The organism is Thalassolituus hydrocarboniclasticus (assembly GCF_025345565.1).
In the GTDB taxonomy this organism is placed as follows: domain Bacteria; phylum Pseudomonadota; class Gammaproteobacteria; order Pseudomonadales; family Oceanobacteraceae; genus Venatoribacter; species Venatoribacter hydrocarboniclasticus.
In genome coordinates, this window is the sequence record NZ_CP054475.1 from 2,214,021 (window position 1) to 2,239,781 (window position 25,761).

Below are 25,761 nucleotides of genomic sequence, written 5' to 3' on the forward strand. Positions count from 1 at the left end.
GCGGGCATGGCCCGCGATAATTTTTTGCTGTTTATTCGTTATTTAATCAGCTGAATCAGCTGTTTAAACACCGGGCCTTCAGCCTGTTTCTGCAATTCAAACAACGCCATTTCGACGGATGTTAACTGCGCTCCCATGCTGTGCATTTTACGGATGGCCAGTTCTTTATTGGCCTGCGTACGTGAACTGACGCCATCGGTGACCAGATGCACGCCGTACTTCTGCGCTAATAAATCTCCGACCGTCTGATAAACACAGACATGGGCTTCCAGCCCGGCCACCAGCCACTGGCTGATTTTCTGCTCTTTTACCGCTTTGGCGATGGTCGGTTCCTGCATGCCACTGAAGGTTGATTTAACCAGCGCCTCTCCCGGCAACACTTCGCGCAGTTCCGGACGTGTTGTACCCAGCTTATCCGGTAGCTGTTCCATCCAGATAATGGGCAATTCCAGCAAATTGGCCCCCTGAATCAACAGCCGCAACTGAGCAAATAATGCACTGCTCTCATGCATTTGTTCAGATAACTTACCCTGCACATCAACGATCATTAAACCGGTTGTTTCTTTATTCAGCATGGGATACCTCCTGTTAAGGCTGCTCAGCCCTGGACGAGTACTGCATCAAGATCAGACTGTGATGGCATAAACCAGTAAGCACCGGTCAAGGCCGTCGAGTATTTCATCAGATGATCACTGTAACCATCGCCACTGTTCCCCAGCATACGTTCAAGCTGTACGCTGATACGGCGCAGGTTGCAGGCAAAGGCGAGGAAATACAGGCCATGCTCTTCGGCACCGCCATAAGGGGTACTGCGGCGATAGATTTTCTGGCCAACGCCATCAATTTTGACATCGGTCCGGCTGACGTGAGAGGTCGGTGGCATCGCATCACCTTCCAGTTCCACATTATCCTGCTTGGTACGACCGATTACCTGTTCCTGCTCGTGCACACTGAGCTGATTAAACGCCTGCAGATGATGCCGCCATTTCTGCGACAGCACATAGGAACCACCAGCACCGGCTTCACCTTCGGGAATAACCGCAGCATCCAGACGTTTATCGCCTTTCGGATTGGCGGTTCCATCAACAAAACCAGTCAGATCGCGGGCTTCACGGTTTTTAAAACCGTTTAGATCAAGCAAGGTTACGGCAACATCGCGCATGGCATCATGCACCTGCAGTACCGCATTCATCACCTCACCCTGATCTTCGCCATGAATCCAGAAAAACACATCGCGTTGCGTTGCTGGCATGGTGTAGCCATTTTCACCAACCATCTCTTTAAACGGCTGTAATTGTGCAGGTTGCCAGGCGGGCTGCAGCCGTTGCCAGGCCGTAGCGCCAAAGGCCAGCGCAATATACACATCCGGCAGTGCCTGCCTGGCACGGTCGAGGGCACGGCAAATTCCGGCATCACTGATACCGGGATTAAAATTCATTTCCAGATAATGAGCACTGCGACCGGGCTCGGCCAGCAGGCCTGCCTGTGGCAAGGCAGATAACGCGTGAGCTGACAATGACACTGAGATAATCCATGACAGAGTGAATTATCACTATAACAAAGCGTCGCCTGTGGGAGAAATGCTCTTAAGCAGGCGATTGGTCGTACGCTGAAGCGCAGCAGATTGCGCCGCTCAGCGTAAAACAGCCGCAATATCCGTCTGGCGTATCCAGTCTGCCAGCAGTTCCGGGCGTAAAGGCCGGCTGAATAAATAGCCCTGAATACAGTGGCAGCCAAGCTCCCTTAACATATCGAGCTGCTCGTGATTCTCCACCCCTTCGGCAGTAACCTGCAGACTGAGCACCTGACAAAGCGCCATAACAGCACGGCATATCTCAATATCGTTGCTGCTGTGAGGCAGGTCGCGTACAAAAGAACGGTCAATTTTTACCCGGTCAAAAGTCAGTTCTTTCAGACGACTGAGCGAAGAGTAGCCCGTGCCAAAATCGTCAATCGCCAGCCCGACACCTGATTTATGGATATGCTCCAGCTGGCGCAGTATCTGTTCGTTTGCCTGCAGCGCGGTTTCGGTAATTTCCAGCTCGAGCTGTTCAGGCGCTATATTGAATTCGGTCAGGACCCTACTCACTAATGCAGCAAAGCGACTGTCCGTAAGCTGACGGGCCGACACGTTGACAGACACTTTCAGCTCCGGCAAACCACTGTCCATCCAGCCACGTAACACACGGCAACTTTCGCGCAAAACCCAGGAGCCGATATCAACAATCACATCACTCTGTTCTGCAATCGGAATAAAACGGTCCGGCGGGATCATTCCCAGTTCGTTGTGATACCAGCGACACAGTGCCTCCACGCCATAAACCCGGGAGGTCTGCAAATCGATCAATGGCTGAAATTCAAGCGCCAGTTCATCGTTACGAATAGCCTGTTTAAGGCTGCGCTCAATGCGCAGTCGTTCGTTAAATTCCATGGCAAGGGCAAAATCATAAATACAGTAGCGGTTTTTCCCCTGTCGCTTGGCTTCAAACAGTGCCGTATCGGCGGCTTTTAATAACTCTTCATATTCCTGCACCGAGGGCCGTGACAGCACAATGCCAATGCTGGCCGAGACCTCGACTTTTTCCCGACTCAGAGAAACCGGCTGCTGTACTGCCTGCAGTAATTTCTCTGCCACCACTTTCAGATCATCCTCCTGCTCAGCATTGGTGATGACGATCACAAACTCATCCCCACCGATACGCACCACGGTATCTTCATCACGCACTGTCTGTTTAAAACGATCGGCCATAACGCGCAGTAATAAATCGCCTTCCGAATGACCCAGGGTATCGTTAATCAGCTTAAAACCATCAAGATCGAGATACAGAATTCCCACGCTGCCCGGTGCTTCAATTCCGTCAGCCAGTGCATCACTCACCACCTGCTCCAGCCGTACACGATTGCCTACACCGGTCAGCGCATCCATATAAGCTAAAGTCGCAAGATTTTTTTCAACACGGCGTAATTCGCTGATATCCGAAAAGGTGATGACAAAATTCTGCAGCTGCCCGTCATCACTTAATACCGTGCAGACATGCTCCCAGGCCTGAAAGAATTCACCATTCTTACGCTGGCAGGCTATTTCTCCACTCCAGTAGCCCTGTGCGTCATTGATCAGGCGCGGATAAAACTGGTCACTGTGGCGCCGGGCATGAAGAAATTCATCCGGATTTTTACCCTGCACATCAGCCTGCGTGTAGCCGGTTATCTGGCTGAATGCCGGGTTAACATTTAACACCCGGCGCTGGGCGTCGGTAATCAGAATGCCTTCCGAAGTCGAATTAAACACCGCATTGGCCTGGCGCAGCTGCTCATCCGCCAGGTAACGTTCGTGCACATCGTGTAATACACCAATGACACGCCGGTCGCCATTTTCCCAGCGGAACAGACTGGCAAATAATTCTACCCAGCGGTAGTCATTACCTTCGTGTTTGCGGAAACGTACCGGTTGCTGATGGCGCTGATGACTGCCTATTTGTTTATGAATTTTGTCACGGTCATCGGGGTGAATATTCACCAGCAAATCATCCAGACTTTCGGAAATCAGCTGTGGAGGTGTATGCGATACGTTTAAACGAATATCCTCATCGTTATCAGGCGTCCACTCCCAGATACTCATTCTGGCGGCTTCCAGAGCCAGCCGCAGACGTTCTTCCGAACGTCTCAGTTCCAGGTCGGCACTATAGCGTGCCAGTGCAATACGGATAGCGGCATCCACTTCGCGTTTTTCAAAGGGTTTTACCATATAACCGTAAGGCAGACTGTCGCTGGCATCATCCAGAGTCTGATCATCGGAGTAAGCTGATAAAAACAGCACCGGGATTCCGGTCTTCTGCATGATGATTTTCGCCGCTTCCGTGCCCAGCATCGCTGTATCCAGATGAATATCCATCAGAATCAGATCGACATTCTGCTCAGTAGCTGCAGCAATGGCAGCCTCCCCACTGCTGACACAAGCCACCACTTCATATCCCAGATCTTCCAGTGTCAGTTTAAGATCCAGCGCAGTAACCTTTTCATCTTCTACTATCAATATCCGACAGCTGTGCGATGTATTATGGCTGTTCATCTGACAATCCCGCGTCATGAATAATAAGTTGAAATACAGCGCCCTCTGCATCCAGCACATCCAGCGTTGCATGCATCTGCTCGACCAGTCCCGGAATCAGCTGAAATCCGAGAGAATTGGATGTTCCGGGCCTGCCCCCCTGCGGCAGGCCAATGCCATTATCGGCAATAATTAACACTTTTTTCGCTCCGTCCTCACTCAGCGTCAGACGAATTTCACCACCATCGTGATCCGGAAAAGCATGTTTAATCGCGTTAGTGACCAGTTCATTAATCAGCAGACCAAAGGGCAAAGCAATGTCCAGGGCCAGATAACTTTCTTTGTGGTCAGATTCAATCACCAGCTGCACATTGCGCATCGCCGAAAAATAACTGCGTTTCAGCAAATCCCCCAGCCGGCGCATATAAGAAACCGCTTCGATACGATCAAAGTTTTTCTGCTCGTACAGCAGCTGGTGAATTAATGCCATGGCCTTTATCCGCCCCTGGCTTTCGTCAAAATAGCTGCGAACGTCTTCCGGCGCGCTGCGCGCCTGCAGACTGAGCAGACTGGAAACCACCTGAAGATTATTTTTTACCCGGTGGTGGACTTCGTTCAGTAAGGCGGTTTTTTCATTCAGACTGCGGATAAGATTCTGCTGAATACTTTTCTGCACCGAGATATCAACGATGGTGGCCAGAATGCGGTGTCCTTCCGGGAAATTCAGCGGTGTCAGGCCAATTTCCACCGGAAACAGACTGCCATCCCGACGCCGCGCATACAGCTCCCGCATCGCCGCCATCGCTCTGGCCTGCGGAGCCTGCAAATACCCACGACGCAGATCACTGTGCGCAGCTTTTATGCTGTCCGGCACCAGATCTTCAACCGTCAACTGCAACAGCTGCTCACTGTCGTAACCAAACATTTCCGTGCTGCGGCGGTTAACCAACTGAATGCGGCCTTCTTCGTCCACCAGAATCAGGCCATCCTGAGTGCTTTCTACCACCCGTCGGAAGCGTTCTTCACTGTATTTGAGCATATTCTCGCCGGCTACCCGGGCGGTAATATCAATAGCCGACGGTATCAGGTAAACAATTTCGCCCTGAGCATTTTTCAGCGGAGCCAGCATAAAGTCGATGATCATACGGCTGTCATCTGCGGTACGGATGACCACATCGTAACGGACGATTTCGCCCTTTACCGCGAGCGCCACAGCATCACGCAACTGCTGCTGAACCTGCAGATCGTAAGACCACCAGAAACAGTCCCAGAATTTTTTACCCAACACATCTTCGAGCTTAATACCGGCGGCATCCAGCGGTGCTTTATTGGCGTCAATCAGAGTGCCGTCGGGTTCCATAATGCCGACAAAGGACATCAGACTGTCGATCACACTACGCACCAGTGTCGCGGCTTCTTCTTTGGTACGTTTCAGCTCCAGCTCGACCGTATGATTTACGGCAATCACCAGCACGCCCAATACCTGGCCGGTGGCAGACATAATCGGGCGGTAAGTGGCCAGCCAGTCAGCACGGCGACCCGGGGTACTGGGGGTTTCGGCCTGCACTTCAATATCGGAGATTTCTTTGCCGTCGCGGATCACCGTCAGCAGCAGAGGTTCGACGACGGAAGCCAGATGGGGAAAAACCTCCCCTACACTGCGGCCCAGATGCTCATCAACGCTCAGCCCGTTAAAACGGGCCAGAGTCGGGTTAATCGCGCGGTAACGGAGGTCGGTATCAAGAATGGCAAGCCCCAGGTCAGAATGACCCAGCAATGAATCCAGAGCGCTTGCCTTGAGACTCAGCAGAGACAGGTCCCTGCTGTCGAACGTCATCGGGGTTGTATCCATACACACCGCCACTCATGAGCCTGATTCCCTGAGCTTAGCTAATTACTGTGCGTTTAATAAGGCCTGATTACAGCATTAACTACAAAATAACGCCTCAATATCCTTATTTTATCGCGCCGACAGCCATCTCTGGCCGTCGGCGCGCTTTCAGCTAAGCCGGTCCAGCAGGTAAAACAGCGAGTGGTAAGGGATTTCCCCATGGCGGCTGAGGCCAATTTCACAGGTGCGGCTGGTCGAGATTCCCTCCACACAGTGCTCCACCTGAGCTTTCAGTGGTGCCAGCGCCGAGGCATTCAGCTCCGGCAGCATAAAGCCCTTATCACCGGCAAAGCCGCAGCAGGTAATATCCGCCGGCACCACCACCTGAGTGGAGCATTGCCGCGCCAGCGCAATCAGCTCTTCGCCCAAACCCTGCTTGGTGGTTGAGCAGGTAATATGCACCGCCACCGGCTCATGGGTCGGGCGGATATCCAGATTTGGCACCAGAAAGCGGTTGGCAAAGCGGATCGGATCAAGCAACTGAATACGCTCATCCAGCTGTTGTTGCAGGCGGAATACGCAGGGGCTGGTATCAATCAGCACCGGCAGGCGGCCATTATCGGAGGCTTGCAGCAGCGCCGCATTAAGCGCCGCGCGCATGGCATCGGCCTGCTCAAAATGGCCTTTGCTTTCCAGCGGCATGCCGCAGCAGTGCTGGTCCTGATCCGGCAGCATGGCCAGATGCACCCCGGCTTTCTGCGCCAGATCGAGGGTTACCTGCATCAGGCTGCGCTGGTCATCCTCTTTGGCTCCCGGCCCCATGGTGCGGCTGGCACAACTGGGGAAATACACCACCTGAGTCAGCTCATTCACGCCGTATTCGCACGGATTGAGCTTATCGGCGGCGGTCGGCATGGCATCGTGCCACAACGGTGTGGCCCCCAGCGTCAGGGTATTCACCCCTTTCGCCACGGTGCTGATCACGCCATCACCAACCAGATCGCGGGTTATATCCATTAACTGCAGCGCGCCACGGCTGGTTTTGCTCACGCCGGCAAAATGCTCCGCCACCCACTGCGCCTTACCCGCGTGTTTTTGATTGCGTTCATGGCGCAGTTTGCGGCTCAAATCGCCGGTATTAATGCCGACCGGACAGGCCATGCTGCACAGACCATCGGCGGCGCAGGTATCAATGCCCTGATACTGATAATCATCCAGCAGGGTTTTATAGGCCGGATTTTTACCATCACGCTCCTGACGCTTTAATTCGCGCATAATCACAATGCGCTGACGTGGCGTCAGGGTTAAGTTGCGTGACGGGCAAACCGGCTCGCAAAAGCCGCATTCGATGCAGCGGTCAATTAAATCATCCGCTTCAGGAATGGGTTTTAAGTTCTCAATATGGGTGCGCAGGTTGCGGGTTAAAATCACATCCGGATTTAACAGGCCGGCCGGGTCAAAGGCCTGTTTGATAGCCCACATCAGCTCATAAGCCTGACCGCCCCATTCCATCTCAACAAAGGGCGCCATATTGCGTCCGGTGCCGTGTTCCGCTTTGAGCGAGCCATCGTAACGGCCAACCACCAGCACACAGACTTCGTCCATAAAATCGGCATAACGCTGGACTTCCGCCGGATCGGTAAAATTCTGGGTAAAGACAAAATGCAGATTACCGGCCAGCGCGTGGCCAAAAATAATGGCCTCGTCGTAGTGGTATTTTTTAAACAGCGCCTGCAACTCCAGCACCGCAGGCGCCAGATTCTCAACCGGAAAGGCAATATCTTCGATAATGACGGTGGTGCCTTTGGCACGTACCGCGCCGACCGCCGGAAATAACCCTTTGCGGATATTCCAGTACAGCTGGCAGGTGTTTTTATCGGTGGTAAAGGTTTTCGGCTGCAGGGTATCAAAAGCCTGCAAAGCGGCGGTGGTTTCGCTCAGGCGCTGTTGCAGTTCAGCCTCGCTGCCGGCGCGTACTTCCACCAGCAAGGCGGCAGCCTGTTCATCGAGGGTGCGTAAATAGTCCGGCATGCCGGGTTTATCTTCAACGCAACGCAGCCCTGCGCGGTCTATTAATTCAACCGCCGCGACCGGTGCCGAGGAAAGAGCGGTCACTGCCTTACTGGTCTGTTCGATGTTGGCAAACAGCAGTAAGGCAGACGCTTTATAAGCGTGCTCTTCGACCGTGTGATAAATCACCTGCGATACAAACCCCAGGGTGCCTTCTGAGCCCACCAGGAGGTGCTGCATAATATCGATCGGATCAGAAAAATCCACCAAAGCGTTAAGACTGTAGCCGGTGGTATTCTTAATTCTGAATTTCTTCACAATGCGTTCATGTAGCGCCGGATTTTCCAGCACCTGTATGCGTAAATCCGCCAGCTTTTGCAACAGGCTGGCATGGCTTTGGCGGAAGGCATTTTTCGAGGCCTCGTCGGCGGTATCCAGCACCGTACCATCGGCCAGAATCAGACGCATAGAGGCCAGTGTCTGATAAGAATTCTGCGCCGTACCACAACACATACCGGAAGCGTTATTGGCGATAATTCCGCCAATTTTGCAGGTATTGATCGACGCCGGGTCCGGGCCGATTTTACGCGCAAAAGGCGCCAGCAACTGATTGGCACGGGCACCAATAACCCCCGGCTCCACCTGCAACTGCGCACCGTTATTTAATACCGCGGCTTTATTCCAGCCATTACCCAAACGCACCAGCACACCATCGGTCACGGCCTGACCGGACAGACTGGTGCCCGCCGCGCGAAAGGTTAAATGCACTTTATGCTGGTGCGCCAGCTCCAGTACCTTCTGTACTTCCTGCTCATTAATAACCGTGACCACCAGTTTGGGAATCAGGCGATAAAAGCTGGCGTCGGTACCAAAGGCCAGGGTGCGTAACGGATCGGAAATAATGCGTTCATCGGCAATAAAAGGCGCCAGATCCCGGGCAAAACGATGAAAAGCGTCAGTCATATCAGGCATCCGTTAACAGCAGCACAATCAGTTCTTTTGGCCCATGAGCGCCATAGGCCAGGGTCTGCTGAATATCGGCGGTCTTGCTCGGCCCGGAAATCAGCAACACATTAGTCGGCATATGCGCCGGTAATTTCTGTGCCTGCACCAGGGTTAAAAAGCTGGCGGTAATGGCTGAGGCATTGAGCAGAATAATATTCAGCGGCGGCACCAGCGACAGCGCCCGTGGTTCCTGGGGGCCGGTTTCGACCAGCAGCGAACCGGTTTCCGCCAGACCCGCCGACGCCACACTGAAGCCTGCGTCAATACTGAGGAATAACTCTTCTTTGCTTAAAGCCGTTGTCACTAATTGCGCATCGATGGCTGCCGATGGCTGCTCAGCCGTCTGTTGTTCGGCAAACTGTGCCAACGCATTAAGCAATACCCTGCCCTGCTCATGCTCACCGCTGAGCAGGCGTTTAACACCGCGCGCTGTCAGTTGTTGTGCCAGCTCTCCTGCCCAGTTGGCCGTTGTGGTTTCAATGACTTCGGCATGGTTATCCAGCAGATTCTGTTTAAAGCTGGCCAGCCATTCGCTTTGCGCCAGTTGTGTCCAGCCAGCGGCATGCTCCGACTGAATGCCGGTGGTTTGGCTTGTCTGCTCAGGGTTTTGGGCAGACGCCTGGCTGGTATACAGCCGCTGTAAAATACGCTCACGACTGTTCATGCGTTATCTCCGCGTTTATCGGCAGTGTTGTTCTGATACTGGCCAGCCACACCCCGGGCTTTGGCTAATTCGTGCAGGCTGCGGCGCGCCGGTTGTGGCGTGCTGCGCGAGTCGGTCCAGGGGGATAGCAGTGCCGCGGCGGCTTTACTGCGGAACAGGCCGCGACCGCGGGTCATCGCTGTGGTCATGATGCGGTACAGCGGCGCAAAACGATGGGTCAGCGCCCAGCCGCGCCAGATTAAACTTTCACCCAGCGTGCGTTTGGCACCCCGTCCCATCACTTCCTGAACCGCAGTGGCATCGGTAAATTGCGGACTGACAGCTTCGGCGCGCAACTCACGGATTAACTCCGGCAAAGGAATACGTACCGGGCAGGCCTCACCACAGGCGCCGTTTAATGAGCAGGCGCTGAGCATATCGCCGTGTTTTTCTAATCCGGCAATCTGCGGTGTCACCACCTGACCAATCGGCCCCGGATACGTCGAGCCGTAAGCATGGCCGCCAACCCGCGCATAGACCGGACAATGATTCATACAGGCACCACAGCGGATACACTGCAGTGTCGGTTTTAACGTCGGATGGCTGAAAATACGCGAGCGGCCATTATCCACCAGCACCAGATGCACCTGCTCAGGGCCATCCAGCTCACCGGCTTTTTTCGGCCCGGAAATCATATTGAAATAGGTACTGATTTTTTGCCCGGTTGCCGAGCGGGTTAACAGTGTCAGTAATTCCGGTACATGGGAAAAATCTTCCACCACTTTTTCAATACCGGTGACGGCAATGTGCAGCTTCGGCATGGTGGTAGTCATACGGCCATTGCCTTCGTTTTCCACCAGACACAGCGTGCCGGTATTGGCCACGGCCATATTAACGCCGGAAATACCGGCATCGGCGCGCATAAATTTATCGCGCAGAATAGCGCGGGCATTGCCGATTAATTCGTCAACGTCTTCGGTATAAGGCACCTGCGAGCCATCGCTGGTCTGCGCACGGGCGTGCATCAGTCTGGCAATCTGTGCCTTATTTTTATGGATGGCCGGCATAATAATATGCGATGGTGTTTCACCGGCCAGCTGCACCAGATATTCGCCCATATCACTTTCCAGACACTCAATACCCCGTGCTTCAAGAAAATGATTGAGTTCAATTTCTTCCGTCACCATGGATTTACCTTTCACCACGGTGCGGGCGTTATTCGCCGTTAAAATATCGTGAATAATAGTGCAGGCTTCATCAGCGGTTTCGGCCCAGTGCACCTGAACACCGTTGGCGGTCAGATTTTTTTCCAGCCGCTCCAGTAACTCCGGCAAATTGGCCAGACTGTGCTGACGAATAGCTTCGCCACGGTCACGTAACGCAGACAACGCGCCTTCATCAGGAAACACGGCTTTGCGTTTGCCCATTAAAAAATCGGAAGCACCGCGAAAGCTTTTACGTAAGGCTTCGTTTTCCAGTGCCATTTTGGCGCGTACTTTAAAATGGCGTTGCTGCAGCTCGTTAAATTCGCGCTGCTCGACGTTCAGCTCCTGCTGCAACTGTTCGATATTGATATGCATGCTGTCGGAGGCAATTTTCTGGCTCATGCTTTCTCTCCGCTTTTCTTATTGTATTGCTGGCTGCGTTGTTGGCTGACCTGCGAGCCATCGCCACCGTTAAGACGCGTATACAGCAGCGAGGCCAGATGCTGAACCGGCAACGCCCTCTCCTGCCTATCAAGAGTGCCACTGATGTTCATCAGACAACCACAGTCACCACTGACCAGCCGCTGGCAACCGGTGGCGGCAATTGCACTGGCTTTATCCGCCGCCATCGCCGCTGAAATATCACCCTGCTTCACCGCAAAGGTGCCGCCGAAGCCGCAGCATTCAGCAACCCGTTCAGGCTCAACGACCTGTACACCGGGCAGGTTTTCCACCAGCGCTTTATGTTCCGCCGCCACACCCATGCCACGACGTGCCGAACAGGAGGTATGCAGCGCCACGGTTAGCGGCGACTGATCTTCTGCCTGCGCCAGCTGTTGCTCCAGCTGCAGAACGTTCACCATAAATTCACTGAACTCATAACTGCGTGCCGCCAGCGCAATGGCGGCGGCCTCTTCCGGCTGACCGGCAAACAGCTTCGGATATTCTTTGTGCACCATGCCGGCACAGGAGCCCATCATCACCACCACCGGAATGTCGGCGGCAAAGGCCTGCAGCTGAGTACGGGCGACAGCACGCGCCTGCTCGTCATAGCCGGAGTTATACGCCGGCTGACCGCAACAGCTCTGGCTTTGCGGAAATATCACCTCGATACCGGCATGCTGCAGCAACGCGATCGCATCCATTCCGGCTTCAGGATAAAAACTGTCGACCAGGCAGGTGCCCAGCAAATAAACCGCTTCTGGTTTGGGCGGATAAACCCGCGACTGGCGGCTGGCGGCCGCTGTTGTGTTCTGTTCTGTCATTGCGCTATCACCGCTGTCGGCTGTGAGGTGGGCTGACGGGCATTATCAATTTTATAAATTGGTATTACCAATTACCCATTCTTGATTTGTTGCAATAAATTACCGCCGCCTACCTTCAGGGTCAAACCCTTTATGCCTTATATAGCGCTTTGTAATATCGACATTGGTCGCATAAAAAAACAGACCAATCGCTATTTTAAGGCCTGACAAGTAACGCAACGTTCAGATAGAATTGGTTTTACCTTTTAACAAGACAAAAGCCGCAGCAGGAACCCCATGAGTGACGATCCGATCCGTGCCAGCAAGATTTCCGACATCATCGCCAAACGGCTGGAGGCCATGATTCTGGAAGGCAGCCTTGCTCCCGGCCAGAAAATGCCACCGGAGCGCGAACTGGCACAGCAGTTTGAAGTGTCACGGCCATCGCTGCGCGAAGCACTGCACAAGCTCGAAGCCAAAGGTCTGGTCACCCGCAAACAGGGCGGAGGCACCTTTGTCTCGGCCGAAATCGGTCTGTCCTTTGTTGATCCGCTGATGCAGTTATTTCAGACCCACAGCGAATTTAATTATGACCTGCTGGAATTCCGCCATGCGCTGGAAGAAGTGGCAGCCCACTACGCCGCCCTGCGCGCCACAGAGAACGACCGGGAAATTATTGAACGGCGCTATAACGAATGGCTCGACGGCCATGTGCAGCGCATTGGCCACAAAGAAGAGGCAGAGCTCGACTGGCGTTTTCACCTTGCCATTGCCGAAGCATCACATAACGCGGTACTGCTGCACTCCATGCGCGCCCTGTTCAACTTATTCAAGATGACCATCGCCACTAATCTGGAATACCTGTACACCAAAGAAGACCGGCGCGATGAAATCCTGCGCCAGCACAGCGCAATTAAAGACGCAGTATTAAGCCGTGATCCGAAAGCCGCGCAACAGGCGGTGAATGATCATCTGGCCTTTGTTGAAGAAACCCTGCAGCAAAGCAGCCGCTTTGAAAGCCACTCCAAGCGCTCCCTGCGCAGAATAGGCCTGATGCGCTGAACATTGACCGGGCAGGTTCCGATAAATCAGTACCTGCCCGGATATTCATCTAAGGCTGATCAGCCGCGACAATCGCTGTCGTTCGTAATTTCAGCAGTAACAGGAGAGTCGATAAAGCCAAATACTCCCTTTTCACCCAGATAATCAATACGGTAAAAAACAGCACCATTTTTCTGAATATCCGTTAGACGAGCATCATCCGAAAAACTTCTCACTTCGGTACGATCACTGACACCATCACCATTAAAATCCACCGTAATTTTGGTAACAGCTTCACCGGGACCATAAAATTCACAGCGATTGCTCCTGTCGATAATGCCATCCGCATTCGTATCACGGCCAAGATAAGTACGCTTACCCGAGGATGTAAACGTCCGGTAATCAACCTGGTCATAGATAGCATCCATATTGTTATCAAAACGGTGAATCGTCTCTTGCGGTAAATATTCTTTACGCACACGACGATCAATGATGCCATCGCCATTATTATCAAAGGAAGTTTCCTCACTGTCGGCGTCATATACGACATGCATCTCACGTTCCATCCTGCCGTCGTTATCACCATCATAAGCGGTATAAGTCTGACGTTTATTGTTATCAAATTGATAATATTCAATGCTGTCTGCAATACCATCGGCATTATTGTCCGTTTCTTCGCGTACCTTCAGCAGGTCGTCGTTATAGACAAAATTTTGAATGCGGTCTGGCTGCCCATCACCGTTACTGTCAGTCTGTATCTGTGTTTGTAAATTGGAAGAATTAAAGTGGTAGTCAACCTGATAATCCGTTTTGCCGTCATCGTTATCATCACGAATAAAACGGGTACGGTTACCGGCTGCATCGTAACTGTATGAGTAACGGACGCGAGTACCACCCGCAATATTGTCGGCCAGTTCACTGAGGATATTTCCATCATTGCTATAGGTGTAAACAGATACCTTATCAATAAGGCCATCCGCTCCGACATCCTCAGATTTTTTAGTGACTGATTTATTACTGTTGTATTCAAAACTGACCTGAACTTTATCTTCATCGTCCTCGGTCACTTTATGAATCAATAAGCCACGATAGTCATATCTGGCAGAAATTACTGCCTCATCCACACCGTCTGCCGGTTGCAGTAAAATCTCCAGCTCCGCTGAAGAATCCGGAAAAGCATCACTATTGTCAGTAGCAGCCTCAGTTTCAGTCTCAGCATGCTTGCCTGATCCTGATGAGGAAGAGCTGTCACCGGCGCACCCCCCAAGGATACTCAACGCGGTGATCATCACGATTTTATTAAGGCTGGTGCTTTCACTTATTGGCTTCATACATGCGCTCCGGAAAAAGCGCATAATATGAACACCCGAGGTGATGACATACCCTTAACATGAGGGGTAGAAAAGCATTGAAATGACGATGCCTTCCTGAAAAAATCCCTCACCCGAACATGCTGGAGCCCTTATGCAGCTGCCTGCCCAATGCGATGCCTTCCTTCTTGGCCATCTGCTGGAAGCCAACACCTCACTGGAGGGCTGGCAACGTTTTATGCAAGCCGTACTGTCTCACTACAACACCCGCAGCTTTCATCTGTATCTTATTAACAACAGCACACAGGCCATGCGTTTTCATGTCGATGCCGGAGAAATCGTCAGTGCTGAGTACATGGCCGCTTATGTAGAACATTACATCCATCAGGACCGGTTAATGGCAGCAGTCAATGATCGTCCGGCCGGACAGTTTTACGCCAGCAACCTGCTTCCGGAAGACGTTGACGTATACGGAAACGATTACTTTAAAAACTGGGCAATCCCTCAGGGAATCAAGGAAGGGGCGGTCGCTCGAATCTATACCGAAGGCGACTGGACCTGTTATATGGCCTGTAACCGCACGGCTGAGCAAGACCCGTTCACGCATGAAGAAATCAGCCGGATGAACCTCCTGATCCCCTTTATCGAGAAATCGGTTCGCACATCCGCGTCGCAAGCAGAGCAGGATAAACATGAATTACGTGCCAAGGCGCTGGTTAATACCTACAGATTTCCTGCTGCGGTACTTACCGAATATGGCGAGGTCTGGGCACAAAATCATGCAATGACAGAGTACATCAGCAGCAATCAGATATTCCGGCTTGAACAGCGCACACTGAAGCTCACCGACAGCAGCAACGATAAATCACTTAACCTTGGCATATTGCAGACCATCAAACGTGCCAATGGCGTTGATATGGAAATGGAGCAGGCAGAGCGCATTCCATTACCCGATGGCGGAGCGCTTGGCTTCCATTCGTTATTCGAGAACTATCAGAACAGACAGGTATTTGTTGGTGTTATGGTATACATCATCAACAAAGACTTTTATGGCAACCTGCCAATAGAGCGGCTGCGGTTATTGTTTAACCTGACTCAGGCCGAAGCCGAAACCTGTGGCCTGCTGGCCACTGGTCTGCTGCCGAAACAAATTGCCGCGCAACGGAATAAGTCGGTCTATACCATCCGCGAACAGCTGAGCAATATTTACCAGAAAACGGGATGCAACAATCAGGTTTCCTTAATTAACCTGCTGAGCAATATTCCCCTGTGATTGGGTCAGGCAGCCAGCGGAATATACTTACCCTGATGCCAACGCTGCCGGTTAAAGACGATTGTACGGGCTGCGCCCGGCAAACCATTGCTCCAGAAAGTCGATACACTGCAGCACCCTGGCCGGCACAAAATGTCTGGCCGGGTACAGCGCATACAGCGTCAGTTCTGGCTTGCGCGCCGCTGGCAAAACCTCAACCAGCTCGCCGCTGGCAAGCGCCTCGCGGCACAAAAACTCAGGCACCAGCCCAAGCCCCAGACCGGATTTAATCGCCGTCAGCATAAAGATCACACTGTTGACCCTTAGCGTACCGCCAATGCGTACACCGTCATCCAGCGGCCAGACATTCTTACCCTTGAAATAACTGTATTCAAAGCAGTTATGGCTGCGCAGATCATCAACCGACACAATCGGTTCATGCTGCTGCAGGTACTGCGGCGCAGCACAGACGTGATAGCCAAAGCGTGTCAGTGGCCGGCCGACATAGGCCAGATCCAGCGGCTGACTGGAGGCACGAAAGCCCAGATCAAAACCCTGTTCCACCAGATCCACATCTTCGTCACCCAGATGAATATCCAGCTCAATATCCGGATAGGTACGCATAAAATCGGCAAACATGCGCGACAACTCAGTAATCCCCAACGCCATCGGTGCATTGATTTTCAGCCGGCCACGCGGCGCCTGCTGCAGATCCTGCACAAAGCTGTCGGCTGCCTCCAGCTGCGCCAGAATCTCCCGCGCCCGCTGCAGATAGCCTTCCCCGGCATGAGTTAACTGCACATTGCGCGTAGTGCGGTGCAACAGCCGGACTCCCAGATCCTCTTCCAGGCGGCTGACTTCCTTACTGATAACCGATTTCGATGTATTCAGCTGCTCCGCCACCCGGGTAAAGCTGCCAAGCTCTGCCAGCCTGACAAACAGCTGTATTGCCCGAAGTTTGTTCATGCCTTCTCCGTCAAACTGTTTCCAATTTGAAAACAACAGGTTCGCATTGTAGCTATATATCCAACAACGCCAACCCCCTAATCTGCCCATAAGGCTGTAAAGCACAGAGCTCACAGCCCCAAAGCGACCGACAAAACCAACATCCCGAATACACCGGAGAAGACTATGTACACACTGTATTTTCTGCCTGACGCCTGCTCACTCGCCACCCAGGTAGTACTGCGCGAACTGGGCCAGGAAGTGAGCCTGATTCACAAACAACAGGTCAGCGATTTCAGCCGCATCAACCCGGTCGGCACCGTCCCTGTTCTGCACGATCCGGATAACGGCCAGACTCTGCGTGAAGGTGCCGCCATCATGATCCACCTGCTGGAAAAACACCCCAACCCGATGTTCCCGCACAACGATGCCAACGCACGCCTGCAGGCCATCCGCAACATCATGTTCGCCAACGCCACCATGCACCCGGCCTACAGCCGCTTATTTTTTGCCAGCTCAGCGATCCACGATACCGACGCACGCCAGGCATTTTTTGCCAACGCCGCCAACGCCATCAGTGCCTTGTGGCAAGTGGTGGAGAATCAGCTGCAGGAGCAACCATTTCTGGGCGGTGAACAACCTTCTGCCGCCGACATTATGCTCAGCGTCTATTCACGCTGGGGCGCGGCCTTCCCGGTCAATATTCAGATTGGTGAAAAAACCAGCGCCATGATCGACCGCGTACTGGCAATGGACAGCTTTAAGCAGGCATTAAAAGCCGAACAACAAGCAGCCGATGCTCTGCGCTGATAAAAGCGGATAACAGAAGCGGATAACAGAAGCGGATAACAGAAGCGCAAGATGGAGACCTACGATGAATACGGATGCAATAACCACTCAGGATTTCGATCAGGTCTGTGCTTTGGTACAGGACTATTTCGACGGCCTGCATCAGGGCGATACGCAAAAACTCCGGCATATTTTTCATGCCGATGCGGTGCTCAAAGCGCCGGGTTTACGCCGCAATCTGGAAGACTGGCTGAGTCTGGTCGCTCAGCGCGAAGTGCCGGCACAGCGTGGTGACGCCTTCGGCTACCGGCTTCTGGCGGTTGACCTGCTCGGTGAGCAAGCCATCGTCAAAGTGTTGTGTCCATTGCTGGGCCGCACCTATATCGATTTTCTCGGACTGTTAAAAGAAAACAATCAATGGCGCATCGTTAACAAAATGTACGCCGATGCCTGAACGGAGATGACTATGCCTTACATTAATATCCGGATTACCGACGAGAACGTCAGCAACGAACAGAAACAGGCACTGATACGCGGTGCCACACAACTGATGGCCGATGTGCTGAATAAGCCACCACATGTCACCTTTGTGGTGATTGATGAAGTCCCGACGGATAACTGGGGGATCGGTTTTGATCAGGTAACGGAGATCAGAAAAGCACAGTCTCAACAGTAAACGCAGCGGCTGGTAAATGATTATTTACCAGCCGCTGTTGCAGCACAGAATTTATGCCTGAAACGTCCAGGCAATAAAGCGGCTGACCTTCTGTCCCTGCGCCATCGGCACGGTTTTAATATCGGTCGCGCCCAGTTTACGCAGCAGCTGTTTCAGTGCCGGAAGATGGTCATGGGCTGACACCAGACTGCTGAACCAGCCAACCTGAGCTGAAAACTCCACACTTTCGTGGATCATGCGCTTAATAAACGCCAGCTCACCACCTTCGCACCAGAGTTCATTCCCCTGTCCGCCAAAGTTGCGTTTTACCGAGGCTTTATCACCTTTTAAATTACGCCACTTGCGTCGTGCCTGCGCTTCGGCTTCTTTTTGCGAGGCAAAAAACGGCGGATTGCACAGGGTTAAATCAAAATAATCATCTGGGCGGATCATACCGCCAAATAATTTCTCACTGTTTCGCTGCATCAGAATATTAATACTCTGCAGCGCCGGATTAGCGGAAATAATCGCATGGGCATTGCGGATCGCCGTGGCATCCACATCGGTCGCGGTGAATTGCCAGCCATAGACGCTGCTGCCAATAATCGGATAGATCAGATTCGCACCGGTGCCGATATCCAGCACCCGTGGTGTTGCATTAACGGAAGGTTTAGCCGACTCCGTCAACAGATCCGCCAGATAGTGCACATAATCGGCGCGCCCCGGAATCGGCGGGCATAAAAACCCGGCCAGAATACTCCACTGCTGCACGCCATAATGGTGTTTAAGCAAGGCTTTATTCAGACAGACAACGGCATTGTTATCGCTGAAGTCGATGGTCTGTTCACCGCGCGGATTCGCCTGCAGAAAATATTCAAGCTCCGGCACTGCCACCACCAGCGCTGCCATATCGTAACGGCCCTGATGCACATTACGCGGATGCAGCCCCTCGGGCTTTACTTCGCCATAGAGCGCTGAGGTTGTTTTTTCATCATCGCGGCGGGCGGGCGGTTTTTTGCTCTTCTGACCATAGGGCGCCTTAGCTGCGGCGTCTTTTCCTGAGGAAGGCTTGCCGGAAGATGGTTTGCCGGAAGAAGGCTTACGACTGCCGGATCTGTCAGAAGCGGACGCGCCGGATTCAGCATTACGGTCTTTATAAGGCGCTTTTCTCTGCTCACGACTGGGCGCAGAGGATGTATCCGGACGGGCTTTCCCCGTTCCATCAGCGGAGGATGCATCCGGGCGGGCTTTGCCCGTTCCATCAGCGGAGGATGCATCCGGGCGGGCTTTGCCGCTAGCAGACCCAGAACCATAAAGAGAAGCGCCGGATACTTTTTTCGGCGCAGAGTCAGATGCAGCAGAATCAACAGGTTTGGTCACAGGAATCATCACAGAAATAACAACAGATAGCCGTGCATATTAGCACGGAGCGCTGCATTCAGCGGCAAACTCCATTATCCTGCTACTTTCTGTGGCCACGACGCCACATCAGCAACCGGCCTGCCTCTTCCGACCGGAACCGTTCCGGCAGCCAGGCCCATACAGTTCCGGAGCCTTATGAGTGAACTGATCGCCACTTTTATCTTCTTTTTTGCTGTGATCGACCCTATCGGCACCATTCCGGTGTTTATTGCGGTCACCGCTCTGCATAACGAAGCGACACGGCGCAAAATTGCCCTGCAGGCGACGTTATTCTCCGGCGCGATCCTGCTGTTTTTTGTGGTGGCCGGCGAAATCATTCTGACCGCCATCAATATTCCGCTGTCGGCGTTTCAGATTGCCGGCGGTATCGTGCTGTTTCTGTTTGCCCTGACCATGATCTTTGGCGAAGGCAAACCGGCTGAAGAAAAACGCATCGCCCGCGACGGTAAAGAAACCGCTATTTTTCCGCTGGCAGTGCCGTCCATTGCCAGCCCCGGCGCCATGCTTGGTGCGGTACTGATGACCGAAAACAACCGTTACAGCCTGCTCGAACAGTCGCAGACCACGCTGGTGATGCTGTCGGTTCTGGGGGTGGTTTTTGTCCTGCTACTGCTGGCCAGCCGGGTTCACCGGCTTATCGGTGATGGTGGCGCCAGTATTATCAGCCGGGTGATGGGGCTGATTCTGGCATCGGTGGCGGTGAATAATATTCTGTCCGGCATCAAGACCTACTTTTTGCTTTAACATGGCGCTGGCAGCATAGGCATTTATAAAATGCTGCCGACTCCTGCATTAACCAAGTGCCAGCGGCACCTGCATTAACCAAGTGCCGGCGACACCTGCATTGACCAGGCGCCGCCGGGCGCTCTGAATTAACAAACAGGATGTTTATGTCGTCTCAATCCAGAACCCTGCATAACCCGTTGTACTGGCTGCACCCGAAACAGATCTGGTCCCACGTCAGCGCTATTGATGAGCAGGCCGAAAAAGAGCGGCAGAATGTCAGCCCGGCAACCTTAAAAAACCGCGCCTGGATTGTGATTGCCGTTGCCTGCGTTTGCTTGCTGATGCTGCATTACCTGAAATACTCGAGCAACCTGCGTACTGCAATCCCGCTACTGGAAAACCTGTTTGCCATTGATAACCACCAGTGGCTGATCAGCTATCAGCGCAGCCAGTACCGCGAATTACTGGGTTATGTCTGGTGGGGTCTCTGGCATTTGCTGACCTTTATTATTATCCCGATGCTCACCATCCGATACGTGCTGAAGCAATCTGTACGGGATTACGGCTGGCAATGGGGCGAGGTGCATAAGCACTGGTTAGGTTATTGCCTGCTGGCTACACCGATTGTGTTCTTTGCCATTATGGCCAGCTTCCGCGACGACTTCGCCAACCACTACCCCTTTTATAATCTGGCCCATAAAAGCTGGCTTGACCTGTTGCTCTGGGAGTGTATTTACATCACCCAGTTTATTGCCGTGGAGTTTTTCTTCCGCGGATTTATTGTGAATGGTCTGCGGCCACAGTTTGGCAGTTTGTCGGTCGCGGTGATGTGCCTGCCCTATCTGATGCTGCATTTCCCAAAGCTGTGGCTGGAGTCGACCGGCGCGATTTTATTCGGCTTTTTTCTTGGCATTCTGGCGTTAAAGTCACGCTCAATCTGGGGTGGTGTTGCCGTGCATGTGGCAATTGCACTGGCCATGGATTTTGCCGCGATGATTCAGACCAAAGGCCTGCCTGAGCAGTGGCTGCGCTGAGAGGAATATATCTTTAAGGCTACAGGTATTCGCGGGCATGGCCCGCTCCTGTGAAAAATCGGCGTCTTTTAAAAGAAGCAGATTTGGGCAGGAACGGGCCATGCCCGCGATAACACGCTTGGTTATAAAACCAGCCGACGCACATCCGACAACAACGCCACCAGCGTGGTGAAGAAGCGGCCACAGTCGGCACCGTTAATCGCCCGGTGATCGTAAGAGACCGCCAGCGGCAGCATATTACGCGGCACAAATTCTTTGCCGTTCCACTGTGGTTTTATCTGCGCCTTAGACACGCCCATAATCGCCACTTCCGGTGCATTCACAATCGGCGTAAAACCGGTACCGCCCATCGCCCCCAGACTGGAAATGGTAAAGCAGCCGCCCTGCATTTCGTTAGGTTTGAGCTTACCGTTACGGGCCTTTTCAATCAGCTCGCTGGCTTCGCGGGCGATCTGGTAAATGCCTTTTTTATCGGCATCACGCAACACTGGTACCATCAGGCCGTTCGGTGTATCGCAGGCAATTCCGATATGCACATAGTGTTTCTGCACCATATGTTCGCCATCGTGATGCAGCGACACATTAAAGCTGGGCTCCAGCGTCAGGGCACTGGCCGCTGCCTTAATTAAAAACGGCAGCGGAGTCAGTTTAACGCCCTGCTTTTCTGCTTCCGCTTTCATCGAGGCGCGGAAAGCATCCAGGTCGGTAATATCGGCTTCATCAAACTGCGTAACGTGCGGCACATTCAGCCAGTTACGGCTCATATTCGCCGCCGTGACCTTTTTAATTTTGCTCATCGGTTGCAGTTCAATCTCACCGAACTGTGCAAAATCAACCGCCGGAACCGCAGGAATACCACTGCCAGAAGTCACCGCAGCAACGCCACTTTCAGCCTGTTTTACCAGCGCTTTAACGTAGTCGCGGATATCGTCTTTGGTAATACGGCTGCGGTCGCCCGTGCCTTTCACTTTGGTTAAATCGACACCCAGTTGTCGTGCCAGGCGACGGGAAGACGGGCCGGCGTAGACGTTATGAATATCGGTTTTTTCTGCACTGCTTGTCGTTTCAGACACGGCAGCTACAGGCGTAGCAGCGACAGGCACCGCAGAAACAGCAGCCGCTGTTGGCGCTGGTGCATTTTCCACCGCTTTATTTAACGCTGGCTGAGCCGATGCCTGCTGAGCTGTCGCTGCAGAGTCCGGTTGCGCCTGTGTCAGCAGCCTGCCATACACCTGCCCTTCTTTTACTTTGTCGCCAATATTAATCAGCAACTCTTTTAAGGTGCCGCCCTGTGGTGCAGGAATATCCATGCTGGCTTTATCGCTTTCCAGCACGATCAGCGAATCATCAGCACTGAGGGTATCGCCGGGCTGCGCACAGAGTTCAATCACGGTGACTTCACTGGCACCGCCCAGATCAGGCACCACCAGATCGATCAGGCTTTCCACACTATCTGTTGCTGAACCGGCGTTTATTTCTGCCACCGGAGCCGCCTGAGCAGGCGCTTGCGCAGCAGCCAATGGTTCTGCGCTTTTTTGCTCAGCATCCTCAGACTCTGTGGAATCTGAAGATTCCAGCTCCAGAATGGCCGAGCCTTCAGAGACTTTATCGCCAACCTTAACCAGCAACGCCAGAATTTTACCGGCCTGCGGGCACGGAATTTCCATCGTTGCTTTATCGGTTTCCAGTACCAGTAAATCCTGATCGGCGTTTACGCTGTCGCCCACCGCGACATTAATTTCAATAATTTCCACATTCTCTGCACCACCGATATCGGGCACAGTCACAGTCAGTTTACTCATGATGGCCTCCTTCTCAGCACAGGGTCGGGTCGTTTTTGTCAGCCGCAATGCCTAAAGCTTTGCGCGCTTTCAACAGATCATCTTTAGTGAAGTGCTTACCTTCTTCGGCCAGGCTGCTGAGGGCGGCCAGTACGATAAATTCACGACTGACTTCAAAGAAATGACGCAGTTTTTTACGTGTATCACTGCGGCCAAAACCATCGGTTCCCAGCACCTTAAAGCCTGCGGCACCACCACAGTTTTGCGGAATAAAGGCACGCAACTGCTCGCCATACGACTTGATATAATCCGTTGCCAATACCGCCGGGCCTTTTTTATCGGCCAGTACCTGAGTGAGATACGGCACAGTGGCTTCAGCATCCGGTTTAAGCAGATTTTCACGCTGACAGCGCTGACCATCACGTGCCAGTTCGTTCACCGAGGTTACACTCCAGATATCCGACTCAACGCCGTAATCGTTACGCAGAATATCCGCCGCGGCTTCCACTTCACGCAAAATAGAACCAGCACCCATCAGCTGTACCCGGGGTTCGGCCGCCTTGGTTTTCTTACCGCCTTTCAGCAGATAAATACCTTTGATAATGCCCTCTTCAGCACCTTGTGGCATATCCGGGTGTGCGTAGTTTTCATTCATGGTGGTGATGTAGTAGAAGCAGTTCTCCTGCTGCTCATACATGCGCTTTAAACCATCCTGAATAATGACCGCCAGCTCAAAACCATAGGTCGGGTCGTAGGATTTACAGTTAGGAATAGTGTGAGCCATTAAATGACTGTGACCATCCTGATGCTGCAGGCCCTCACCGTTTAAGGTGGTACGGCCAGAGGTCGCGCCGATTAAAAAGCCGCGCGCCTGAATATCGCCAGCGGCCCAGGCCAGATCGCCGATACGCTGGAAACCGAACATCGAATAAAACACATAGAACGGAATCATCGGGCAATGACTATTGCTGTACGCCGTCGCTGCCGCAATCCAGGCCGACATGGCACCGGCTTCGTTGATGCCCTCTTCCAGAATCTGGCCTTTTTTATCTTCCTTGTAATACATGATCTGATTGGAATCATGCGGGGTATATTTCTGCCCGGCAGAAGAATAAATACCCAGCTGGCGGAACATACCTTCCATACCAAAAGTGCGGGCCTCATCCGGCACAATAGGCACGATCCGCTGACCAATATTTTTGTCTTTAACCAGTTGCGACAACACCCGCACAAAACTCATGGTTGAAGATAATTCGCGCTCACCACTACCACTGAGCTGGTTCTGGAAGGCCTCCAGTGCCGGAACAGTTAAAGGCTCAAAATCCGGACGGCGTGACGGTACAAAACCGTGCAGCTGCTCGCGGCGTTCGCGCATGTATTTCATTTCCGGGCTGTCCGGCGCCGGACGGTAATACGGCACGTCATCCAGCTGGTCATCGGTCAGCGGAATGGCAAAGCGGTCACGGAATTGCTTCAGCGCTTCTTTATCGAGTTTTTTCACCGAGTGGGTAATGTTGGCCGATTCACCGGCATCACCCAGACCATAACCTTTTACGGTTTGCGCCAGTACCACGGTTGGCTGGCCTTTATGGGCAACGGCTTCGGCATAAGCGGCATAGACTTTAAACGGATCGTGACCACCGCGGTTCAGTTTGCGGATATCGTCATCGGTCAGTTCGTCAGCCAGCTCCTTTAATTCCGGATAAGCGCCAAAGAAATGCTCGCGGGTATAGGCAGGACCATTGGCTTTGTAGTTCTGCAGATCACCGTCACAGACTTCGTCCATGCGTTTCTGCAACATGCCGGATTTATCTTTTTCCAGCAGAATATCCCAGTGCCGTCCCCACACCACTTTAATCACATTCCAGCCGGCGCCACGGAATACGCCTTCGAGTTCCTGCATGATTTTGCCGTTACCACGAACAGGTCCATCCAGACGCTGCAGGTTGCAGTTAACGACAAAAATCAGGTTTTCCAGCTGCTCGCGCCCGGCCAGAGAAATAGCGCCGAGAGTTTCCGGCTCGTCACATTCACCGTCACCCAGAAAGGCCCAGACTTTACGGTCGCCACGGGCAACCAGATCACGGGCGGATAAATAACGCATCACGTGCGCCTGATAAATCGCCTGAATGGGCCCCAGCCCCATGGATACCGTCGGGAACTGCCAGTAATCGGGCATCAGCCATGGGTGCGGATAAGACGACAAACCATTGCCATCCACTTCGCGGCGGAAACTGTCGAGCTGTTGTTCGTCAAAGCGCCCTTCCAGATAAGAGCGCGCATAAATACCCGGTGCCGAATGGCCCTGAAAATAAATCAGATCACCCAGATGACCATCATCGTTGCCACGGAAAAAATAATTAAAAGCAACGTCATATAAGGTCGCGGCCGACGAGAAAGAAGCAATATGGCCACCCAGGCCTTCGTCGTTATCGTTGGCGCGCATCACCATCGCCAGCGCGTTCCAGCGGATTAACGAGCGGATACGGCGTTCCATAAATAAATCGCCGGGCATACGCTTTTCTTTTTCCGGGGCAATGGTATTGCGGTATGGCGTGGTAATGGCGGGCGGCAAAGCAACGCCTTTGGCCATGGCATGGTCGAAGAGTTTTTTCAGTAAGAAGGCAGCCCGCTCAGGGCCAGCGTGACGAATGGTGGCATGCAGTGAATCCAGCCATTCCTGGGTTTCGTAAACATCGACATCGTGTGTCATCTGAACTCCGGTCTCCTGATTGTACGTGCCGCAACCGATAAGTCCGGCACTGAGTCCGTTACAGCCTTATGAGCTGCAACCCCATCTAAATTGGTCTTACCTATTAT

General features: G+C 52.9%; 20 protein-coding genes. 7 read left to right on the forward strand and 13 right to left on the reverse strand.

All coding sequences use genetic code 11. The annotated features are described in order from the left end of the window. Positions 1-38 precede the first annotated feature (38 nt). The 8 genes from HUF19_RS09740 to HUF19_RS09775 form a co-directional block, all read right to left on the reverse strand. The gene (locus tag HUF19_RS09740; protein ID WP_260976411.1) at positions 39-575 is read right to left on the reverse strand and encodes an isochorismatase family protein; all 537 of its coding nucleotides are present in this window, start codon (positions 573-575) and stop codon (positions 39-41) included. 23 nt (positions 576-598) lie between these two features. Beyond that, the gene (locus HUF19_RS09745) at positions 599-1,522 is read right to left on the reverse strand and encodes a Dyp-type peroxidase (protein ID WP_260996473.1); all 924 of its coding nucleotides are present in this window, start codon (positions 1,520-1,522) and stop codon (positions 599-601) included. 111 nt (positions 1,523-1,633) lie between these two features. Next, complete coding sequence (locus tag HUF19_RS09750; RefSeq protein ID WP_260996474.1) at positions 1,634-4,033, reverse strand: two-component system response regulator; 2,400 nt, start codon at positions 4,031-4,033, stop codon at positions 1,634-1,636. A 22-nt stretch (positions 4,034-4,055) separates the two neighbouring features. Further along, a complete protein-coding gene (locus HUF19_RS09755) occupies positions 4,056-5,900 on the reverse strand; it encodes a PAS domain-containing protein (protein WP_260996475.1) in 1,845 nt (614 codons plus the stop codon). Between the two features lie 147 nt (positions 5,901-6,047). Further along, positions 6,048-8,852, reverse strand: coding sequence for an FAD-binding and (Fe-S)-binding domain-containing protein (locus tag HUF19_RS09760; protein WP_260996476.1), 2,805 nt, complete (start codon positions 8,850-8,852; stop codon positions 6,048-6,050). Between the two features lies 1 nt (position 8,853). Further along, complete coding sequence (locus HUF19_RS09765) at positions 8,854-9,558, reverse strand: LutC/YkgG family protein (protein WP_260996477.1); 705 nt, start codon at positions 9,556-9,558, stop codon at positions 8,854-8,856. After that, the gene (locus tag HUF19_RS09770) at positions 9,555-11,144 is read right to left on the reverse strand and encodes a LutB/LldF family L-lactate oxidation iron-sulfur protein (RefSeq protein ID WP_260996478.1); all 1,590 of its coding nucleotides are present in this window, start codon (positions 11,142-11,144) and stop codon (positions 9,555-9,557) included. Before HUF19_RS09770 ends, HUF19_RS09765 begins: the two co-directional genes overlap by 4 nt. Next, positions 11,141-12,007 carry a (Fe-S)-binding protein gene (locus tag HUF19_RS09775; RefSeq protein WP_260996479.1) on the reverse strand — a complete coding sequence of 289 codons (867 nt, stop codon included), beginning with the start codon at positions 12,005-12,007 and terminating at the stop codon, positions 11,141-11,143. Before HUF19_RS09775 ends, HUF19_RS09770 begins: the two co-directional genes overlap by 4 nt. Positions 12,008-12,283: 276 nt before the next feature. Here HUF19_RS09775 and HUF19_RS09780 point away from each other — a divergent pair, with 276 nt between their 5' ends. Continuing rightward, the gene (locus HUF19_RS09780) at positions 12,284-13,048 is read left to right on the forward strand and encodes a GntR family transcriptional regulator (protein WP_260996480.1); all 765 of its coding nucleotides are present in this window, start codon (positions 12,284-12,286) and stop codon (positions 13,046-13,048) included. A 59-nt stretch (positions 13,049-13,107) separates the two neighbouring features. Here HUF19_RS09780 and HUF19_RS09785 read toward each other — a convergent pair whose 3' ends face one another. After that, positions 13,108-14,358: a hypothetical protein gene (locus tag HUF19_RS09785; RefSeq protein ID WP_260996481.1), complete on the reverse strand. Its 1,251-nt coding sequence runs from the start codon at positions 14,356-14,358 to the stop codon at positions 13,108-13,110. Between the two features lie 133 nt (positions 14,359-14,491). Here HUF19_RS09785 and HUF19_RS09790 point away from each other — a divergent pair, with 133 nt between their 5' ends. Further along, on the forward strand, positions 14,492-15,610 hold the full coding sequence (locus tag HUF19_RS09790; RefSeq protein ID WP_260996482.1) for a helix-turn-helix transcriptional regulator: 1,119 nt from the start codon (positions 14,492-14,494) through the stop codon (positions 15,608-15,610). A 51-nt stretch (positions 15,611-15,661) separates the two neighbouring features. Here HUF19_RS09790 and HUF19_RS09795 read toward each other — a convergent pair whose 3' ends face one another. Continuing rightward, entirely contained in the window at positions 15,662-16,555 is an 894-nt protein-coding gene (locus tag HUF19_RS09795; RefSeq protein ID WP_260996483.1) for a LysR family transcriptional regulator, read from the reverse strand. Between the two features lie 165 nt (positions 16,556-16,720). Here HUF19_RS09795 and HUF19_RS09800 point away from each other — a divergent pair, with 165 nt between their 5' ends. The 3 genes from HUF19_RS09800 to HUF19_RS09810 all read left to right on the forward strand — a co-directional run bounded on the left by HUF19_RS09800 (position 16,721) and on the right by HUF19_RS09810 (position 17,999). Then, positions 16,721-17,344: a glutathione S-transferase family protein gene (locus tag HUF19_RS09800; protein ID WP_260996484.1), complete on the forward strand. Its 624-nt coding sequence runs from the start codon at positions 16,721-16,723 to the stop codon at positions 17,342-17,344. 64 nt (positions 17,345-17,408) lie between these two features. After that, complete coding sequence (locus tag HUF19_RS09805) at positions 17,409-17,777, forward strand: nuclear transport factor 2 family protein (RefSeq protein WP_260996485.1); 369 nt, start codon at positions 17,409-17,411, stop codon at positions 17,775-17,777. 12 nt (positions 17,778-17,789) lie between these two features. Beyond that, positions 17,790-17,999 carry a tautomerase family protein gene (locus HUF19_RS09810; protein WP_145468326.1) on the forward strand — a complete coding sequence of 70 codons (210 nt, stop codon included), beginning with the start codon at positions 17,790-17,792 and terminating at the stop codon, positions 17,997-17,999. A 51-nt stretch (positions 18,000-18,050) separates the two neighbouring features. On the opposite strand, the gene rlmF is transcribed toward HUF19_RS09810, so the two are convergent. Further along, positions 18,051-19,358, reverse strand: a complete 1,308-nt coding sequence (gene rlmF / locus HUF19_RS18430; RefSeq protein WP_366516503.1) for a 23S rRNA (adenine(1618)-N(6))-methyltransferase RlmF — start codon at positions 19,356-19,358, stop codon at positions 18,051-18,053. Between the two features lie 177 nt (positions 19,359-19,535). On the opposite strand from rlmF, the gene HUF19_RS09820 reads away from it, so the two are divergent. Continuing rightward, positions 19,536-20,144 (forward strand): MarC family protein, encoded by a 609-nt coding sequence (locus tag HUF19_RS09820; RefSeq protein ID WP_260996486.1) that lies wholly within the window; start codon positions 19,536-19,538, stop codon positions 20,142-20,144. 146 nt (positions 20,145-20,290) lie between these two features. Then, a complete protein-coding gene (locus tag HUF19_RS09825) occupies positions 20,291-21,160 on the forward strand; it encodes a CPBP family intramembrane glutamic endopeptidase (RefSeq protein WP_260996487.1) in 870 nt (289 codons plus the stop codon). A gap of 122 nt (positions 21,161-21,282) precedes the next feature. Here HUF19_RS09825 and aceF read toward each other — a convergent pair whose 3' ends face one another. Continuing rightward, entirely contained in the window at positions 21,283-22,962 is a 1,680-nt protein-coding gene (gene aceF, locus HUF19_RS09830) for a dihydrolipoyllysine-residue acetyltransferase (protein ID WP_260996488.1), read from the reverse strand. A 13-nt stretch (positions 22,963-22,975) separates the two neighbouring features. Then, the gene (gene aceE, locus HUF19_RS09835) at positions 22,976-25,654 is read right to left on the reverse strand and encodes a pyruvate dehydrogenase (acetyl-transferring), homodimeric type (protein ID WP_260996489.1); all 2,679 of its coding nucleotides are present in this window, start codon (positions 25,652-25,654) and stop codon (positions 22,976-22,978) included. Positions 25,655-25,761 lie beyond the last annotated feature (107 nt).

Coding starts and splice junctions, on each gene's coding strand:
- HUF19_RS09755 (WP_260996475.1), bottom strand. CDS start 5,900: ATGGATACAACCCCGATGACGTTCGACAGCAGGGACCTGTCTCTGCTG.
- HUF19_RS09785 (WP_260996481.1), bottom strand. CDS start 14,358: ATGAAGCCAATAAGTGAAAGCACCAGCCTTAATAAAATCGTGATGATC.
- HUF19_RS09775 (WP_260996479.1), bottom strand. CDS start 12,007: ATGACAGAACAGAACACAACAGCGGCCGCCAGCCGCCAGTCGCGGGTT.
- HUF19_RS09810 (WP_145468326.1), top strand. CDS start 17,790: ATGCCTTACATTAATATCCGGATTACCGACGAGAACGTCAGCAACGAA.
- aceE (WP_260996489.1), bottom strand. CDS start 25,654: ATGACACACGATGTCGATGTTTACGAAACCCAGGAATGGCTGGATTCA.
- aceF (WP_260996488.1), bottom strand. CDS start 22,962: ATGAGTAAACTGACTGTGACTGTGCCCGATATCGGTGGTGCAGAGAAT.
- HUF19_RS09765 (WP_260996477.1), bottom strand. CDS start 9,558: ATGAACAGTCGTGAGCGTATTTTACAGCGGCTGTATACCAGCCAGGCG.
- HUF19_RS09760 (WP_260996476.1), bottom strand. CDS start 8,852: ATGACTGACGCTTTTCATCGTTTTGCCCGGGATCTGGCGCCTTTTATT.
- HUF19_RS09795 (WP_260996483.1), bottom strand. CDS start 16,555: ATGAACAAACTTCGGGCAATACAGCTGTTTGTCAGGCTGGCAGAGCTT.
- HUF19_RS09805 (WP_260996485.1), top strand. CDS start 17,409: ATGAATACGGATGCAATAACCACTCAGGATTTCGATCAGGTCTGTGCT.
- HUF19_RS09790 (WP_260996482.1), top strand. CDS start 14,492: ATGCAGCTGCCTGCCCAATGCGATGCCTTCCTTCTTGGCCATCTGCTG.
- HUF19_RS09770 (WP_260996478.1), bottom strand. CDS start 11,144: ATGAGCCAGAAAATTGCCTCCGACAGCATGCATATCAATATCGAACAG.
- HUF19_RS09820 (WP_260996486.1), top strand. CDS start 19,536: ATGAGTGAACTGATCGCCACTTTTATCTTCTTTTTTGCTGTGATCGAC.
- HUF19_RS09740 (WP_260976411.1), bottom strand. CDS start 575: ATGCTGAATAAAGAAACAACCGGTTTAATGATCGTTGATGTGCAGGGT.
- HUF19_RS09800 (WP_260996484.1), top strand. CDS start 16,721: ATGTACACACTGTATTTTCTGCCTGACGCCTGCTCACTCGCCACCCAG.
- HUF19_RS09780 (WP_260996480.1), top strand. CDS start 12,284: ATGAGTGACGATCCGATCCGTGCCAGCAAGATTTCCGACATCATCGCC.
- HUF19_RS09825 (WP_260996487.1), top strand. CDS start 20,291: ATGTCGTCTCAATCCAGAACCCTGCATAACCCGTTGTACTGGCTGCAC.